Here is a 16,161-nt window from a genome sequence, read left to right as displayed (position 1 = left end):
TCAGGCGCTCCAGATGCTCCGAGAGACCGAAAAGCGACCGTTGCTCCATCGACCTGCCTCCAAATCATGACAGGCCAAGTGAATCACGAAATCACCCGCCAGGCGAGGTTCTTGCGGGTGGCCAGCTAGAGGATCCCACGCTCGATGAGGAGGTTCAGCTCGCCATTCGGCGAGTTCGCCGTGCGAAAGCGGTGCGTCCCCGTCAGGCAAAAGGGCTGAACAAGTCATACCTCGATCGTTTCATCACTGCCCAGCCTGCGACGCCATGGGGGGTCCGAAACAAATCGATGCTGGCCCTCGGGTATGAGATCCTGGCACGCCGCTCTGAACTGGTCGCCCTTAAACAGAGCGATGTCGAATTCAGGCCCGATGGCACACATCAGGTTTTGATTCCTCGAAGCAAGGCCGATCCGTTTGGGAATGGCCGACTGGCATTCACCTCGCCGTCAACCAGCCAACTTCTCAACGATTGGCTCGAGTGGCGCGGAGGAGGCCAATACCTTTTTTGCCCTATCTATAGAGGCAAGCCAATCGACCGCAGCCTGAGCGCTACCAGCGTTAAGCGCCTCATCAAATCGGGAGCGGCACTGGCCGGTGTCGACCCGGCAGAGATCTTGATGTTCAGCGGACATTCGATGCGCGTCGGGGCAGCTCAGGATCTTCTTATTGCGGGGCATGACACGGCAGCCATCATGCGCGCCGGCGGCTGGAAATCCCTTGCGGTTCTGACCCGATATCTCGAATCCGCTGAGCATAATGTGTGGGCGTAGCGAGATTCCGGGACTCGTTCGCCTGCGCCTTAGACCTGCAGCCTTTTAACCTCCCTTTCGTCTCCATCAGTTGCAGTTCCCGTCGCGATAAACCACGGGTTAGCGAAGTCGACATCGCCGACTTGGTTGCGTTTGCCGTATATGAGGTCGCCGCCGTTGACCAAGCGGGTCGATCCACCGGCGGCGCGCAGAACTGCATCTCCTGCTGCCGTATCCCACTCCATCGTACGGCCAAAGCGTGGGTAGACGTCCGCTTCACCGCTTGCCAGCAGGCAAAACTTCAAGGACGAGCCGACCGCCACCGTCTCCGCGCCAGGGAAAGTCGCGATGAAAGCATCCGTCTCGGGCGTGCGGTGTGAACGGCTGGCGACAATTCGAGGCGGCGAGCTACGAGCCCTTACCCGAACCACCGTCCGCCTCTCTAGCCGATACTCTGCAGCAACCATCGCCCGGGTAGCCTCTCCCGAACCACCGGAAAATATCTCGCCGCGGGCCGGCGCGAAGACGACGCCAATGGCCGGCACACCGCCGCGTATCAGGGCGATGTTGACCGTGAAATCCGCCTTGCGGCCTATGAATTCTTTCGTCCCGTCCAGCGGATCAATCAGGATAAACTCCTCTCCCAGTCCGGCGGGCACCATTCCGCTGGATATCTCCTCCTCTGCGATACAAACGAGCCCGTCCAGCTTTTCACGAAGACCTGTGAGGATGACCTTTTCGGCCGCGTTATCAGCCTCAGTCACAGGGGAACAGTCGGATTTTTTAGCAGTCGCGAAGTCCGACCTGTAGACGTCCATGATCGCCCGGCCGGCCTCCAAGGCTAAATCCTCAAAAAGTGCGAGGATCGCAACGTCGCTAAGGTTCGTGTTGATCATCTTGTCAGGCTATTCCGCGGTCGTTCAGCCACGCTTCGATCTCGTCCACGAGATCTTCTGGCTGATTCTCGAGTGTCCGGAGATGGATATCGGCATTCTCCGGCTGCTCGTAAGGAGAGTCGACACCCGTGAAATTCTTGATTTCGCCTCTCGCGGCCTTTGCGTAAAGCCCTTTGGGGTCGCGCCCGGCGCATTCTTCGAACGGCGTGTCGATAAAGATCTCCACGAACTCGCCTTCGCCCATCATTTCGCGCGCCATTCGACGCTCGGCCCGAAAGGGCGAGATGAAGGAGACCAGCACGATCAGACCGGCATCCACCATCAACTTCGCCGTCTCGGCAACGCGGCGGATGTTCTCTACGCGATCTTCCTCGGTGAAGCCGAGGTCGCGGTTCAGTCCATGCCGGACGTTGTCGCCGTCGAGAATGTAGGTGTGACGCCCTTGGAAGTGCAGCTTCTTTTCCAGGAGGTTCGCGACCGTCGACTTGCCTGACCCGGAAAGCCCGGTGAACCATAGCACGACTGGCTTCTGGTGCTTCATTTCGGCACGAGCGGCCTTATCGATGTCGAGCGCCTGCAAATGCACGTTAGCGGCGCGCCGCAGCGCGTGTCGGATCAGGCCGGCACCGACTGTCCGGTTGGAAATTCGGTCGATCAGGATGAAAGCGCCGGTAGAACGGTTGTCTGCATAGGCGTCGAAGGCGATCGGCTGTTGGGTGGATATATTACACGAGCCTATCTCGTTCAAACCGAGGGACTTCACCGCCTCGTGCGCGAAACTGTTTATGTTTATTCGATACTTCAGCGATGTAATCGAAGCTGAGGTCTGGTCGGTCTCCGTACGCAAGATGTAGGTACGGCCCGGCAAAAGCGGCTGATCGTCGAACCAGACGATGTCCGCTGCGAACTGATCCGCCACATCCGGTCGGGCGCCAGGGCTCACAAGCATATTTCCGCGGGAGACTTCGATCTCATCCTCGAGCACGATAGTGACCGCGTCGCCGGCGACTGCCGTCTCACGGTCCCCGCCATGCGTCACGATCCGCGCGACCCTGGAGGATTTTCCCGATTTGGCGACGACGACGTGATCGCCCGGCGCGACCCTGCCGGAGGCGATCGTTCCGCTGAATCCCCTGAAGTCGAGATTTGGCCGGTTGACGTACTGAACTGGAAAACGGAAGGGTCTTTCCGCCTCTGTTTGCCCGACAGGAACATTTTCCAAATGGTCCAGCAGGGCGGGACCGCCATACCACGGGATGTTATGCGAGTGCGCCGTGACGTTGTCGCCGTAGCGCGCCGAAACCGGTATAGGGGATATCGCCGCGAAGTCTAAATCCTTAGCAAAGTCCAAATATTCGGCTGCAATGCGGTCAAATACCGCCTGATCGTAGTCGACCAGATCGATTTTGTTTATCGCCAGCACGATCTGGCTAATACCGAGCAGCGAGGCAATGAATGTGTGGCGGCGCGTCTGGCGCAAAATGCCGCTGCGGGCGTCGACCAGGACGATTGCCAGGTCGGCGGTCGAGGCGCCGGTGGCCATATTGCGCGTATACTGCTCGTGCCCCGGCGTATCGGCGACAATGAACTTGCGCTTCGCCGTAGCGAAAAAGCGGTAGGCGACATCAATGGTGATGCCTTGCTCGCGCTCGGCTTCAAGACCATCGACGAGCAGCGCAAAGTCGATGTCATCCCCGGTCGTTCCGTGTTTTCGCGAGTCGGTCTCCAAAGCGGCGAGCTGGTCCTCAAAGATGAGCTTGGTGTCGTAAAGCAACCGTCCGATGAGCGTAGATTTGCCGTCATCCACGGAGCCGCAGGTAAGGAAACGCAGAAGCGACTTCTGCTCCTGATGGGCCAAATTGCTTTGCAAGTCACGGGAAGGCTTGAAGAGGGTATTCGCGGCGTCGGTATCCATCAGAAATACCCTTCACGCTTTTTCTTCTCCATTGAACCGGCTTCGTCGCGGTCGATCATCCGACCCTGCCGTTCGGAGGTACGAGCGATCAACATTTCCTCGACGATCTCTTCCAACGTCTCGGCGCCGGAATCGATTGCACCGGTCAGCGGATAACAGCCGAGCGTACGGAACCGGACCTTGCGGTTCTGCACAACCTCCCCCGGCAAGAGCTTCATGCGGTCGTCGTCGACCATCATCAGCATGCCGTCGCGCTCCACGACCGGCCGCTGCTTGGCGAAATATAGGGGAACGATGGGGATGTTGTCCTGAAGGATGTACTGCCAGATGTCGAGTTCCGTCCAATTGGAGAGCGGAAACGCCCGTATCGACTCTGTTTGCGCAACGCGGGTGTTATAGATCTTCCACATCTCGGGCCGCTGGTTCTTCGGATCCCAGCCGTGCCGCGCATCGCGAAACGAAAATATTCGTTCTTTTGCCCGGCTCTTTTCCTCATCCCTCCTTGCTCCGCCGAAGGCTGCATTGAAGCCGTATTTATCGAGCGCTTGACGCAGTGCCACCGTTTTCATGACGTGGGTGTGCGTATTGGAGCCGTGCGTGAACGGTCCGATGCCATCTTTCACCCCCTCCTCGTTCGTGTGCACCAGCAGATCTAATCCCAATTCGGAGACCATCCGGTCGCGGAACGCGATCATCTCGCGGAACTTCCAGGTCGTGTCGACATGAAGCAGCGGAAATGGCGGCTTGCCGGGGTAGAAGGCCTTCATGGCAAGGTGCAGCATGACCGCGGAATCCTTGCCTATGGAGTAGAGCATGACCGGCTCCGAAAAGCTGGCTGCCACCTCCCGCATGATATGGATCGACTCGGCTTCAAGCCGATGGAGGTGTGAGGCCGTACGCATCGTCGAGTCCCGCTCGGAGGGTTCAGGATCAGGTCATCGTTTAGATCAAACCATTCGCTTCCTCAACCACAGTGAATGCATTTGACCTGTGACGGACCTTTCCCTCCACCTCGCCCACATGGAATCGATTCCGGCACGAACCAGACAATAGAAAACTCAAACGCAGAGCGATCGATTCTTTGGGGCGCAAGGTCCGCTGCTCTACACTATGGCTGTTGCTAACATCACCTTGCACCTCAGCGCCACTTTCGGATTCGGGCTGTGATCAGGAAGGCCGTCGGCCAGAGCATCGTGTTGATAAGATCGTGGATGCTGTCCGCCCAGTTGAAGCCGCCGGTCCACCCATACCAGGCGTGTAGATCGAAAAGCTCGTTCACGACTGCCGCCGCCAAGACCGCGCTCCAAAGCAGGGCCAAGCGCCGGAAACTGCCGAGGAACACGAAGCCGAGCACCATGATCAGCAGCCCAATGTGAATGTGCAGCGCGTCCCGCGACAGGCTCGTCGTGTCGACGATCCCCCGCTTCAAGAATTCCAGCATCCGTTCCCTATCTCAATGGTCTCCTCCAGGCAGGCTGTAATTCGCGCCTAGCCGTCAGCTGCCGGTGCTATCGGTGATGGCAGGCGATGAAGAGCATTGTCGCGCCCAAGGATCTTCTGGATGGCTTCGAGATAACGCGACACGACGATCGACTCGTCGAACTCGCGCTCCATCTTGGCGCGGCCGGCGCGTCCCATCGTTGTCCGCGCCTGGTCGTCGAGTTCGGCCATCGCCAGCATCTTCGCTGCCAGATCCGAAGCATCGCGTGGACGGCAGAGATAGCCATTGATCCCGTCATCGACGACGTCTCGGCAGCCCACCCAGTTGGTCGTGATGATGGGTCGGCCCATTGCGGCTGCTTCCAGGAGACTTCGAGGCGTTCCTTCACGGTAGTAGGACGGCAGCACTACGCAGTCAGCACCGGACAAGGGAGGCCGAACATCGTCAGTGACCCCCAGATACTCGATGATCCCTTCGGCAATCCACGCATTCATCGTGTCTCTGGGCACGACACCGCGGCTCTCCACGTCTAGAAACCCAAGAATTTGAAACCTCGCGTCCGGGATGCGTGATCGTACAAGACGCGCAGCTTCGACATATTCGGCAATGCCTTTGTCCCAAAGGAGCCGCGCCACCAACAGGAACGTGAAATCGGCCCCCGTCGATCTGTCAGCCGTCTCCGTGGGGCAAAAGCGGGCCAAATCGATCCCCGAGCCCGGAAGCAGAGCCGTCACATCCGGCCTTACGATCTTCTCATCGATGAACAGGCGACGGTCGTCGTCATTCTGGAAAAACACCTTCGAGGCGCTACCAAGTCCGATCCGGTAGAGTTTCTTGACGAGGCGATTCAACCAGTTGACGCCTCCGAAGGCCACGCCGAGGCCAGCGATGTTGTTGATCGCAGGAATACGGTGCACGCGGGCAGCGATTGATCCGTAGATATTTGGCTTTATCGTATAGCCTAGGAAAATGTCGGGCTTCTCCTCATGCAGCAGCCGCCAAAATCGTAGCGTCAATAGAAGGTCGTTCAGCGGCGACGTGCCCTTGTTGTCCATCGGCAGCGAAACGTAACGACATCCAGTTTCCGCAAGACGCTCCGAATAGTCGTCTCGGGGTGCCGCAGCGACCACTTCGTAGCCCTGGGCCACGAGCGCTCGGATCAAGCCGCTGCGAAAGTTATGAATGTTCCACGACGTGTTGATGGCAATCAGGATGCGCCTTGGGCCAACCATCGTCTCATCTTCGGTTCTGATGTCCACCGCGTCCCCCTCATTTCTCGCGCCTCACCGCACTGGCAATGCGCTTTTCTAGATGTCCACGCTGTATGGGATCCACGCCGACGAATGGTTGGAAAAATGCAGCCAGACGAACTGCACCAGCGCCGAATACAGGACCACCCCCACAACGAACACATGCGCGTTTTGGCGACCAAGCGCGTCAGGCAGACGCGAGAATACGAATAGCTGAACCGGGATCAAATATAACGCAATTCGATCCACCGCCGTCGTAGACGGAGAGACCATCAGGATCGGTATAAAGCATATGGCGGCTATGGAGAAATAAAACCAAAGCTTTCTTTCCGTAGCCTGGCCCTGAAATCGCTTCCGAAATAATATATAGATCATGGCAGGCACTGCATTCATGGAAACACGGATCAATGCGCCGTCTGACTCATAATTACCTTCGAAATATCGCGTATATAGCGTATCGACATTATCGATCAGGAAGACAAAATAAAGCACGAGACCAGACGCTGCCACCCAGACCGTTGTCCAAACCCGATTCTCGGTGCCAGCGAGCATCGCAATAGGTACGATCGCGATTGCAGTTTTGTGAAATGTTGCGGCCAACGCCACCCAAAGGACAAATCTGAAAACAGACCCTTTGGACAGCGCAACCAGCCCTAGCAGAGCTACGCCTATCGCCACGCCTTGGCGGCTGTATCCCATGGCCACCACGATGACGAGGTAAGGGATCGCCACGACGATGCAGAGCCAAGGACGTGGCTGCTGCAGTGCGAAGGCGATCAAGCCGAACGCAAAGATGACCCCACAGCCGAGATTGACTGCCCATACGCCAAGTCCGAGCCGCCCGGCAAACCAATTTAGGAAGACATAGCCGGGATCTCCGTCGAAAAGTATTTCTGTAAAGGAGATATATGACGCACGCTCCAAATGACCGATATAACTATACCAGTCTGCACCAACCTCATGACGCAGGCCAATGAATAACGCGATAATTATGAAGAACATTACCCAGAGAGATCCACACGGACGTACGTTGCCACGACGTGCACGTTCAGCAGTAGCAGCGAAAGCGGGGATGGCAAAGAGTAACCAATACGGAAGCATTATCGATTGTATGCCTTCTTGACTTGGATCATCTCGGCAAAACAAGCGACCGGAGGAGCGAAACGAGCTGCGGTGATTGTACCTGGAGCGTGAATCGGGCTTCAACGCCTCGTCTTCCAGCGCTGCCTAAGCTTCTTCGTATCAGGGTACTGCCGACCAGCTTAGCAATGGCATTGCGCCACTCATCCAGCCCCTCGGCAAGATAACCGTTTTCCCCATGTTGCACGATTTCACGGTTGGCCCCGACCGGAGAGGCTATGACCGGAAGGCCGCAAGCCATATACTGGATCAGTTTGTAACCGCACTTGCCGCGCTCCCACGGCTCGTCGGGCAGGGGCATGATCCCGATATCCAACCCGCGTAGCGCTGATACTTCACTGTGTTCTGTCCACCGCTCCGCGTGAAACGGACCGCCGGCCAGCTGATCCGGACGCGCACCGATCGCGACGCAATCGATTGGCGTTTCGTGTGACATCTGCCGGAGAAGTTCCCCGATGGGCCGCAGGTAGTGCGCGGTGCTCGGCGAGCCTATCCATCCGATGCGAACTGGCCCCGCTTCAGGCTGATGACTCGACGCTTCCGGATACCGGTCGAGGTCGATCACTGTCGGTATCAATTCGATGTGCCGGCACCCCGCACTGCTGGCACGATCGGCCAAGTATCGGCTTCCTGCTACGACGAGGTCGGCGCGCCGCATGATCTTGTCAATTTTGGTCCCGAACACTCTGCGTACCAAAGGCGACCTATGTTCGTCATAACGGTGAAAGATCGCATCGTCATAGTCTACGATCACTGGCAGGTCTTGCGGCCAGAGGCGCGCCTCGATTGCCCACGGCACCCACGGCAATGCCTCCTTCTCGATCCATACGGCATCGTGTCGGACACCGCGCAGTGCGATCGTCCGCCGCCGGACACCATCCAGCCAAGCAGCACGCCGGCGGACTCCGCCGTACAACGATTCGAGGTACCCGCGATCGAAGAATGGCTGGATGTCTAGCTCGATCCCCTCCCGCTGCAGAAAGGGTTGATACTGATAGGTACGCAATCGGCTGCTAGCACCCAGATCGTCATAGCGGGTCAGGGCGAGAATCCTCATTTCATGCGACCAGCCGTCGGTACATCCCTCAGATACCACAGCTCCCCACTGGCAAACGAGTAATTCCCTTGTCCCCTCCTGATAGAACCTGCCGGGATGCCCGGATGAACGACAAATGTCAGGAGGTTCCCGATTGCTTGGCGACGCCCGTCTCCGCATAAACTGCAAAGTACCAGACTGGCAGTGGTTTCTCCGAGAATCGTCTGCATGTTCACCACTTAGCTATTAGCGAGACGGGGCACGCCTTAGCAAATTGGCGTGCTTGGTACCCTAGAACCCATTTTTTCCCCAAAAAACCGGTCCTGTTAGGGCACAATTTTTTATGGTCTTCACGCCGAGCGGACCCTCGAAAAAGCGCCGATGACGCCCCCTTTTCATCGCCGGCGACACGACTCTCCTCGAACACCGGGCTTGGAGACAAAAAGCCGAGCGACGAAATGCTCTTATGCCGTCACCCCGCCCCTGGTATCAAGGCAGGATGACCTGTCGGCGAGGCGAATTTATCAAGCGACGAGTGTAGCCGCCGGCGCTGTAAAGGGTGGCCGCTTCATCCAGGAAATCCCCGCTCAGCCCACATCAGCAATCAAAATCAAATGTCGATCCCCACACTTTGCCGGCTTCTTTAGATGCCTGCTAATTATAGGCGCTCTCTCACGCAGCTCCGACAGTGCCGAACGATGCTTCTGATTTAAGAAAACATCATATAATGACCCGCTATTATTTTTCTGTCCGAGATCCAAACAAACGAAACACAAGTATACCGGCCTGTCGTCGCAGGCGCGCCCACCAACTATCGCCGGCATGGGATCCCGGAACAAGGTAACGATTATAATATATATTTCCTTTTATTTCGTCTGGAGTCAGGTTCTCTGACCAGAGTACATACGGAAGGCTGATCTGATCACGAACACTTCCCGTATATATCTCAAAGCACCAAGCCATGTTCACGCGACGGACGCTCTCGTTTTTATGGTTCCTAACCAGCACTCCGGTTGCATAGCATGAAGAAGGCGTCGGCAGCCCCTTTGAACGATACCTAAAGACTTGGGCGTCGATTGTAGTGTTATCGTCTTTTAGCGCTCTTTTGCAAGCAACCGCCTCGGTCTCTATGTCATCTCTCTGCGGGTGACGGAATAGCGCGAAATTCGTATCTTCGTGGTCGGACAGAATGTCATCTAAAGATCGGAGCATCAAGAACGATGCGTCAAAATAAACGCTCACTCGTGCATCTGGAAAAATAATGTGCGAGAGGCACTTCAAATAACGTCCTGTTCGCCGGAATCCAAAAGACGAAGGATCTACATAGACCGCGCGCCACGGTAAACATATTTTATCCGGTCGATCTGTGAACATAAAACAATCCGCCTTCGTGCTACCACTTAACCTAGGCGGACTGTCGTATTCACCAAATAATACGGAGTAAACAACCTCATCGGAATATTTCAATGGAGCAAGCCGGGAAGCCAAGTCTAGTACATCTCGAAAATCGTGGCTTCCAGATTTTACTCCATCTGATCGACGCTCACTCATGAACGTGATCCGTTCTCGTTCCCGTTCACCTTCCTAATAACATACTTTATCTCATAGCAAGATATAACGTTAGAAAATGAGTCTTCATATATTTCCTTGGCCCAGTTACAGGCGTTGAAGACGACTTCAAACCCCTTTCGTATTAGGAACGCTATGTATCTGGGCGGAAAGCTTTTGAATACAAGGCGAACATGGACTAGCGATAAGCCTTTTTGTCGAGAATAAGTGGGTACAGTGCGACGAAATAGCTGATCATGACAATAATATGAGAACGTATATAAACCGAAAAAGTTCCGATGCGTCGGGTCGCTGTAGTAGAATGGATTTGAAAAGTGTGGAACTACTACAGTCATCTCCCCACCAGTAACGAGGATTCGCTCGACCTCGTGCATGACCCCCGGAATGTCGTCAAGATGCTCAAAGACATGAAAGGACTGGATAGATGTTATGCTCAAGGAAGGAAGATTTCTTAAGACCTCTAGTGCATCCCCGACGATATCGGCGGCTGCTGTGTCAATAATATCTATACCAACGGCCATTGGATCGCGCTTCTTATGACCGACGCCAATTTCAAGCCTCGCAGGCGTAGCCTGTGAGATCTGTGCCATCACTCCGGATTTATCCATCAACATTAGATTCTCTAATTCCCGCTCTGCTTGATTAGATTTATCGTTTTCTTAGTGGTAACATATGCTTTCATACCCATTAGTCTCGACAGCCCTCCGAAGAATCCGTCGTAATAATTGAACTCTCTGAATATTCTGATTCTCTGAAATAGCGAAAGATCGTACCACTCCATTCTTTTGCGAAGATAACTCAACTTACGTGATGCTCTTAGCAGTATTTCACGATTCGTTTCGTTATGAAGTTCCGCATCTTCTCGAATGATGCATTCCATCAGAAACTCTATGGATTTTGCTGCTTCGCCCTTCATTCGGCAGAGACGTATCTCCGAGTTCGCAATCTCAGAAGATGAGTCCGCCGCCATTCTGTGTGAAGTATTGTCTGCGTGGACCCGATAATAAATCAAATTTTCGTGTAAAAATTCTACTCTTTCCGCCGCCCAAGCAAAATATGTCTCTAGCACTGTATCCTCAGTCAGGAGGCGTTGCGTCACTGGAATGTCCAATGGAAGTGCCGATTTTCGATACGCAGCTGTTGCCCCATGTATCCTTACAACAGAACGATCTGAAAAAATCCTGTCGTACCGTGTGTAGATCGGTGTAGTTAAGCCCAGCGATCTGTTGTTGCCGCCCTCTCCAGCAAACCGCTCGGCTATTGAACTTGCCGCCGAAAGACGATTTCTCAACATAAACGATACAATTTTGGTTGTTCTTTCCGCGTGGGATATGTCGTCTCCGGCAGCAACAACTATATACTCGCCTGCAGATTCTCTGCATACACTCATTAAGTGACCGAAGGTTGCAATGTTATTTGCGTTCCGGCGGACCCTAACGACGTGCGGCCCCTTATAGTTGGCAGCCATGTCTTGCATAATGTTGAATGTGCGGTCCCTCGAACAATCGTCTGAAAGGATGATCTCCAGCGGCTCGTACGTCTGAGCGAACGCCCCTTCGACAGCTTCACGTATGTATCGTTCCTGATTATAAGCGAAGACCGCGAAAGTAACTAGCGGTCGATTATGCAGATCAGTGGCGGTCATACATTCCTCACAAGTGGCCAGCCCAAGGCCGCATAAACACGGGTCAAGAGTAAGGCCAGGCGGCCTTCGGGACCGACTTTGATGAGCACGATCCGAAGTCCAATCACTCCGGTAGCCAATGCCAGTATCGGTGACGCGACGGCGGCCGAGAGAGGCGCCGTTTGAGCCAGAACGAGAAGTCCCAGCGCTAGGGTTGCGTGAAGCGCCAGCAGCAGCAGGGACAGTCGCTGCCACCGGAACCCGTGCAAGAGATGCATCAGCACGTTCAGAACAGCAAAATGCATAATATAAGCCAGCATGAAGGCCGGCCCTGCCGCTATCAGCCCGAAAGGCGCTAGGCCCAGCCAGAGCATCAGCAGGAACAGGCCGTTGAAGTTCAGCTGGAGCAATAGGAATATTCCGCCTCGTGCAGCGGCGGCAAAGGAGAAACCAAGCGCCCAACTCGCGAGCTTGAAAACATTGCCGACCGTCTGCCACTGTAGCAAGCTCGCCGCGGGGGCAAACTCCGATGAATAGAGCAGCGCGATCAGCCAGGGAGCCAAGCCGATCAGGAGCAGCAGGACAGGCCCGCCGATCGCCAGCCCCAATTGCGCCTGGTCGTTCATCAACCGGTTCGCCGCCTCTCGGTCATGGATCACCTCAGTCAGCCGCGGATAAAAATCTGCCGCCATGGCGCCCAAGAGGAATCCGACATAGGTCATGGTTATACCCCACGCAGCGGCAAATTGACCAGCAGCCTCAAGACCCAGATCCTGCGCGATTAGACTGCGCACCAGCAGAAGCGTCGCGGCCGTTGCCAAACCGCCCAGCATGAACGCGGAGCCGAGCTTGACCATCGGTTTCCAAATTTCCCAGATTTCAGCAGCACCGGGGCGTTCCGAACTGGGTTTTGGCAAGCGCTTCGTGTAGCGCAGGGCAACCGCAATGGTCGCGAGCGGTTGGACCAGCACGAACCCGAGCAGACCCTGCGTCCCATAGAGCCATACGCAGGCCAAGCCCACGATGGTGCCGGCCAAGGCGCTGAGCACCGTCACTCGTCCAAGATCGCCGATCCGGCGCATGCCCTGCAGCAACGCTGTCTGCGCCGTCCCCAGCAATGTCAGCAGAATGGCGGCGCCGATGAGGCCCACTTCGGTCGCGTGTTCGCTATCGCCGAGCAGCCACTCGGAAAGCTGCTCGCGTAGCAGCCACACGATAACCATGGCGACCGCGCCTTGAACCAGATGTGCGGCGAACAGCACGCGGCGCACCCGGCTCAACGCCTGCTCCTCGCCCTTGACGCTGGCGATCTGGCGTACGCCGCTCGAGCCCATGCCGAGGCCAGCCGCCGTGGAGACAGTGCCCTGCAAACTCGAGTAGATGCTAAGGATGCCGATCCCGGTCGGGCCGAGCAGCAGTGCGACGACCTTGATGCGAAGGATCGAGATCAGCACGTTCGCCGCTTGCGCACTGCCAATGATCGCCATCGATCTGATCATGCCGCGCGATGACATCACCAACGCCTAACTGTTCAAATCACTGCTGTTGGCGAACGTCTTTCCATTACCCGTGCAAAGTCGCTCGTAGTTTCTAGTGAGGCGCTCACCAATCAGCTTCGGAACCGTAAGAACGCGCGAGCGTCGATCACGCACGATGACGTAGCCAGATAATTTTGAGACCAGGGAATATATTCTACTACCTCTTAAACTAAGTCCATCGACGGTTTTCTTCACAGCCCAATGCGAGCCGAGCGAACGTAGCGTAATCGGTTTTATTTCGCGCGAAATACCATCAGGCAACTTGCTTCCTACATTAACGACCTGAAAATCAACATCCACTGCACCCCAAAGATCATCCGTACCGAATACGTCTTCTGTGCTTAATTTCTTCGAGGCAATGGAAGTAAATGTCAGCCAGCGGATCTCCGGAAGCCCCGCATTTGTACATTCTTTCTCGATAAGTTCGTAATCGTAACAGTCGACTATATTGCTCTCACAAAATCTTTTAAAGCTTAACTTGTACGAAAGATCAAGACCATCGAAAATTTCCTGATACAATGATGGAATAGCATCAACTGGATTACGCATAGTAACAACGACAGTTACTGGCAGTCCGGACAGTATTACTCCCAAACGGCGCATCTTCGTTCCTGTCGTTATTCCTCTTTGATACAAAGAAAGCATCTCCTCTGACAAAGCACACACCATGTTTTGACTGACGAGATTTTTCAGTGAGCAATTTACATCGCGAATGAGATCTGGATCTCCGGTATTGACTGCCCTATGAAGAGTATTGGCGACTGTGGCGCCATCACGTTTTCTCGGCTGCAATGCACCTAGATACCGGTAGGTCGGAGCGGTTAAGTTCTCTAGTGCGATCTGTAATGCCGTGGAAGCTGTTTTCGGAGGACCGATATGAAGAAATATTTTCCCACTCATAAGGCATAACTTTTTATGGCATCGAGCGCGTCGAGCGCTTGTGACTCGGAGAGATGCGGCCCCATTGGCAGGCTTAGCACCTCGCCCGCCAGATTGCGCGCGATCGGCAGAGCGTCGGGCGCCAGTCCGAGCCCCGCATACGCCTCCTGCCGGTGAGGCGGGATCGGATAGTGGATCAGCGTCCCGACACCGGCTGCGGTAAGGCGCGCCTGAAGCGCATCCCGCTCGGTACTGCGCACGACATAAAGATGCCACGCCGGATCGACCCCGTCAGGAACATGCGGCAGGATCAGGCCAATTGAGGCAAGCCCTTCAGCATAGATTGCGGCGATGGACTTCCGGCGCTCTGTCCACGCATCGAGATGAGCCAGCTTGACCCGAAGCACCGCCGCCTGCAGCGGGTCGAGGCGGGAATTAACACCCTGGACCTCGTTGACGTATTTCACCCGGCTGCCGTAGTTGCGCAGCACCTGGATCTTCTCGGCGAGGTCGCCCCGGTTCGTAGTGACCGCCCCGCCGTCCCCCAGCGCGCCAAGATTCTTCCCGGGATAGAAGCTCCAGCAGACGACGTCACCATGTGCGCCGATGCGGCAGCCCTTGTAGCGCGCGCCATGTGCCTGGGCCGCGTCCTCGACGACCGCGAGCCCATGCCGCCGCGCGATCGCCAGGATTGGGTCGAGATCGGCTGGCTGGCCATAAAGGTGGACTGGCAACAAGACTTTCGTGCGCGAAGTGATCGCCGCTTCAATGCGCGCAGGGTCGATGTTATGCGTCGCGGGATCGGGCTCGACCGGCACGGGCTTTGCCCCGACGGCTGATACCGCAAGCCAAGTTGCGATATATGTGTTGGACGGAACGATGACCTCATCCCCCGGACTGACCCCCAGCGCGCGCAGTGCCAGGATCAGCGCATCGAGGCCGTTCGCCAGACCCACCGCATGATTGGCCCCACAGTAGCCAGCCCATTCCGTCTCGAAGGCTTCAACCTCCGGACCGAGGATGTACCAGCCACTGTCGAGAACGCGAGCAATGGCCGCGTCGAGCTCGGCGCGGAGCTCAATGTGAGGCGTTTTCAGATCGAGGAAGGGGATCAAACGTCGTCCCTCAGGGCACTGATGAAGCCGTCGTAATCGCGATAATAATCGCCTTCGTCATAGGGATGAGAGGCAAGCACCATGCACACAGCGCCTTGGCTGAAACTGTCCATTTCACGCCAGATGAGACGACTGATGTAAAGGCCTTTACGCGGATCGCGCAACCAATACTCGGATTTCTGCCGCCCGTCGTCGATCTTCAGACGGAAACTGCCAGAGAGTGCAAACACAATCTGTTCGAGGTCTCGGTGAGCATGACCACCGCGCTCCGCATCGACTGGTACGTTGTAGAGATAATAGACGCGCTTTATGTCAAAGGGGATGTGATTGCCGCCTTCGACAAAGGTTAGATCGCCTCTTGGATCATGGACCTGGGGCAGGTTGATCAGCTGAACTTCGCCTCTTGCTCTCACCACTGACGAACTCATTATTGTTTCTCCGCTCGGAGCGCCATGAGGTGGGCCGGGCGATCGGCTTTGAATCGGTCGCGCGTATAGACGAGATAAATGTTCAGTTCATCCGAGCTGGTTTCTGTCATTCCTAGGCGACGGTAAAAGGCCAGCGCATGTGTGTTCTCGATACGGACGTCGACATCGGCATACCGCTTCCCCAACAGATCAAACCCCACCCCAAACGATAAGAGAGCACTTTCCAGGGCGGCCTTGGAAGGCTTTTCGTGATCGAGAATCCAGCTACCCCAAGTGAAACTCTCGGCACCGATATCATAAAGCCTAACGACGCCGCAGCGAACCCCATCACCGCGTTCAATTATAAAGTAGTACTGTTCACCAGAAACTTCCTTGGATTTATAGCCTTGGATCCATTTCCTCTGGTCCTCGACGGTTCCAGAAACCTCCGACAGATGGCGATTGTAAGAAGGATTCGTGCGCAGCTCATAAAGGTATTCTGCGTCATCAGGTTGAATGAGACGTAGTGAAAGGCGAATGCCTTCAACTCTCGAGAGGGAGGGAATAGACATCAGCTATGTCACTCGTACTTCAGTGTTGCG

Annotated in this window: 16 protein-coding genes; 1 reads left to right on the top strand and 15 read right to left on the bottom strand. The window is 55.7% G+C overall.

Annotation, left to right across the window (positions count from 1 at the left end):
- On the top strand, positions 1–770 hold a 770-nt coding region (locus GTW51_RS20435), incomplete at its 5' end, for a tyrosine-type recombinase/integrase (protein ID WP_163045897.1).
- Positions 771–799: 29 nt separating this feature from the next.
- Here GTW51_RS20435 and cysQ read toward each other — a convergent pair.
- The 15 genes from cysQ to GTW51_RS20360 all read right to left on the bottom strand — a co-directional run bounded on the left by cysQ (position 800) and on the right by GTW51_RS20360 (position 16,131).
- Positions 800–1,645, bottom strand: coding sequence for a 3'(2'),5'-bisphosphate nucleotidase CysQ (gene cysQ / locus GTW51_RS20430; protein ID WP_163045896.1), 846 nt, complete (start codon positions 1,643–1,645; stop codon positions 800–802).
- A gap of 4 nt (positions 1,646–1,649) precedes the next feature.
- Positions 1,650–3,560, bottom strand: coding sequence for a sulfate adenylyltransferase subunit CysN (gene cysN, locus GTW51_RS20425; RefSeq protein WP_163045895.1), 1,911 nt, complete (start codon positions 3,558–3,560; stop codon positions 1,650–1,652).
- Positions 3,560–4,462, bottom strand: a complete 903-nt coding sequence (gene cysD, locus GTW51_RS20420; protein WP_163045894.1) for a sulfate adenylyltransferase subunit CysD — start codon at positions 4,460–4,462, stop codon at positions 3,560–3,562. Before cysD ends, cysN begins: the two co-directional genes overlap by 1 nt.
- A gap of 236 nt (positions 4,463–4,698) precedes the next feature.
- Complete coding sequence (locus GTW51_RS20415; RefSeq protein ID WP_163045893.1) at positions 4,699–4,989, bottom strand: hypothetical protein; 291 nt, start codon at positions 4,987–4,989, stop codon at positions 4,699–4,701.
- A 59-nt stretch (positions 4,990–5,048) separates the two neighbouring features.
- Positions 5,049–6,260, bottom strand: coding sequence for a glycosyltransferase family 4 protein (locus GTW51_RS20410; protein ID WP_343034078.1), 1,212 nt, complete (start codon positions 6,258–6,260; stop codon positions 5,049–5,051).
- Positions 6,261–6,308: 48 nt separating this feature from the next.
- Positions 6,309–7,253, bottom strand: a complete 945-nt coding sequence (locus tag GTW51_RS20405; protein WP_163045892.1) for an EpsG family protein — start codon at positions 7,251–7,253, stop codon at positions 6,309–6,311.
- Positions 7,254–7,380: 127 nt separating this feature from the next.
- Positions 7,381–8,448 carry a glycosyltransferase family 4 protein gene (locus tag GTW51_RS20400; protein WP_163045891.1) on the bottom strand — a complete coding sequence of 356 codons (1,068 nt, stop codon included), beginning with the start codon at positions 8,446–8,448 and terminating at the stop codon, positions 7,381–7,383.
- Positions 8,449–9,165: 717 nt separating this feature from the next.
- Positions 9,166–9,801: a glycosyltransferase domain-containing protein gene (locus GTW51_RS24660; RefSeq protein WP_425483295.1), complete on the bottom strand. Its 636-nt coding sequence runs from the start codon at positions 9,799–9,801 to the stop codon at positions 9,166–9,168.
- Positions 9,802–9,974: 173 nt separating this feature from the next.
- Positions 9,975–10,586 carry a class I SAM-dependent methyltransferase gene (locus GTW51_RS20390; protein WP_163045889.1) on the bottom strand — a complete coding sequence of 204 codons (612 nt, stop codon included), beginning with the start codon at positions 10,584–10,586 and terminating at the stop codon, positions 9,975–9,977.
- 32 nt (positions 10,587–10,618) lie between these two features.
- A complete protein-coding gene (locus tag GTW51_RS20385; protein WP_163045888.1) occupies positions 10,619–11,641 on the bottom strand; it encodes a glycosyltransferase in 1,023 nt (340 codons plus the stop codon).
- Complete coding sequence (locus GTW51_RS20380) at positions 11,638–13,107, bottom strand: O-antigen translocase (protein WP_203566207.1); 1,470 nt, start codon at positions 13,105–13,107, stop codon at positions 11,638–11,640. The genes GTW51_RS20385 and GTW51_RS20380 overlap by 4 nt, the downstream gene beginning before the upstream one ends.
- Positions 13,108–13,143: 36 nt before the next feature.
- Positions 13,144–14,058, bottom strand: coding sequence for a hypothetical protein (locus GTW51_RS20375; RefSeq protein WP_163045886.1), 915 nt, complete (start codon positions 14,056–14,058; stop codon positions 13,144–13,146).
- Complete coding sequence (locus GTW51_RS20370) at positions 14,055–15,152, bottom strand: DegT/DnrJ/EryC1/StrS family aminotransferase (RefSeq protein WP_163045885.1); 1,098 nt, start codon at positions 15,150–15,152, stop codon at positions 14,055–14,057. The genes GTW51_RS20375 and GTW51_RS20370 overlap by 4 nt, the downstream gene beginning before the upstream one ends.
- On the bottom strand, positions 15,149–15,580 hold the full coding sequence (locus GTW51_RS20365) for a sugar 3,4-ketoisomerase (protein ID WP_163045884.1): 432 nt from the start codon (positions 15,578–15,580) through the stop codon (positions 15,149–15,151). Before GTW51_RS20365 ends, GTW51_RS20370 begins: the two co-directional genes overlap by 4 nt.
- On the bottom strand, positions 15,580–16,131 hold the full coding sequence (locus GTW51_RS20360) for a GNAT family N-acetyltransferase (RefSeq protein WP_163045883.1): 552 nt from the start codon (positions 16,129–16,131) through the stop codon (positions 15,580–15,582). Before GTW51_RS20360 ends, GTW51_RS20365 begins: the two co-directional genes overlap by 1 nt.
- Positions 16,132–16,161 lie beyond the last annotated feature (30 nt).

The sequence above is a fragment of the Aurantimonas aggregata genome (assembly GCF_010500835.1).
GTDB classification, from domain to species: Bacteria; Pseudomonadota; Alphaproteobacteria; order Rhizobiales; family Rhizobiaceae; genus Aurantimonas; species Aurantimonas aggregata.
The sequence above is the reverse complement of the archived record's forward strand: the minus strand, read 5'-3'. Positions and strand labels throughout refer to the sequence as shown.

Coding starts and splice junctions, on each gene's coding strand:
- cysQ (WP_163045896.1), bottom strand. CDS start 1,645: ATGATCAACACGAACCTTAGCGACGTTGCGATCCTCGCACTTTTTGAG.
- cysN (WP_163045895.1), bottom strand. CDS start 3,560: ATGGATACCGACGCCGCGAATACCCTCTTCAAGCCTTCCCGTGACTTG.
- cysD (WP_163045894.1), bottom strand. CDS start 4,462: ATGCGTACGGCCTCACACCTCCATCGGCTTGAAGCCGAGTCGATCCAT.
- GTW51_RS20405 (WP_163045892.1), bottom strand. CDS start 7,253: ATGTTCTTCATAATTATCGCGTTATTCATTGGCCTGCGTCATGAGGTT.
- GTW51_RS20400 (WP_163045891.1), bottom strand. CDS start 8,448: ATGAGGATTCTCGCCCTGACCCGCTATGACGATCTGGGTGCTAGCAGC.
- GTW51_RS24660 (WP_425483295.1), bottom strand. CDS start 9,801: ATGTTCACAGATCGACCGGATAAAATATGTTTACCGTGGCGCGCGGTC.
- GTW51_RS20390 (WP_163045889.1), bottom strand. CDS start 10,586: ATGGCACAGATCTCACAGGCTACGCCTGCGAGGCTTGAAATTGGCGTC.
- GTW51_RS20385 (WP_163045888.1), bottom strand. CDS start 11,641: ATGACCGCCACTGATCTGCATAATCGACCGCTAGTTACTTTCGCGGTC.
- GTW51_RS20380 (WP_203566207.1), bottom strand. CDS start 13,107: ATGGCGATCATTGGCAGTGCGCAAGCGGCGAACGTGCTGATCTCGATC.
- GTW51_RS20375 (WP_163045886.1), bottom strand. CDS start 14,058: ATGAGTGGGAAAATATTTCTTCATATCGGTCCTCCGAAAACAGCTTCC.
- GTW51_RS20365 (WP_163045884.1), bottom strand. CDS start 15,580: ATGAGTTCGTCAGTGGTGAGAGCAAGAGGCGAAGTTCAGCTGATCAAC.
- GTW51_RS20360 (WP_163045883.1), bottom strand. CDS start 16,131: ATGTCTATTCCCTCCCTCTCGAGAGTTGAAGGCATTCGCCTTTCACTA.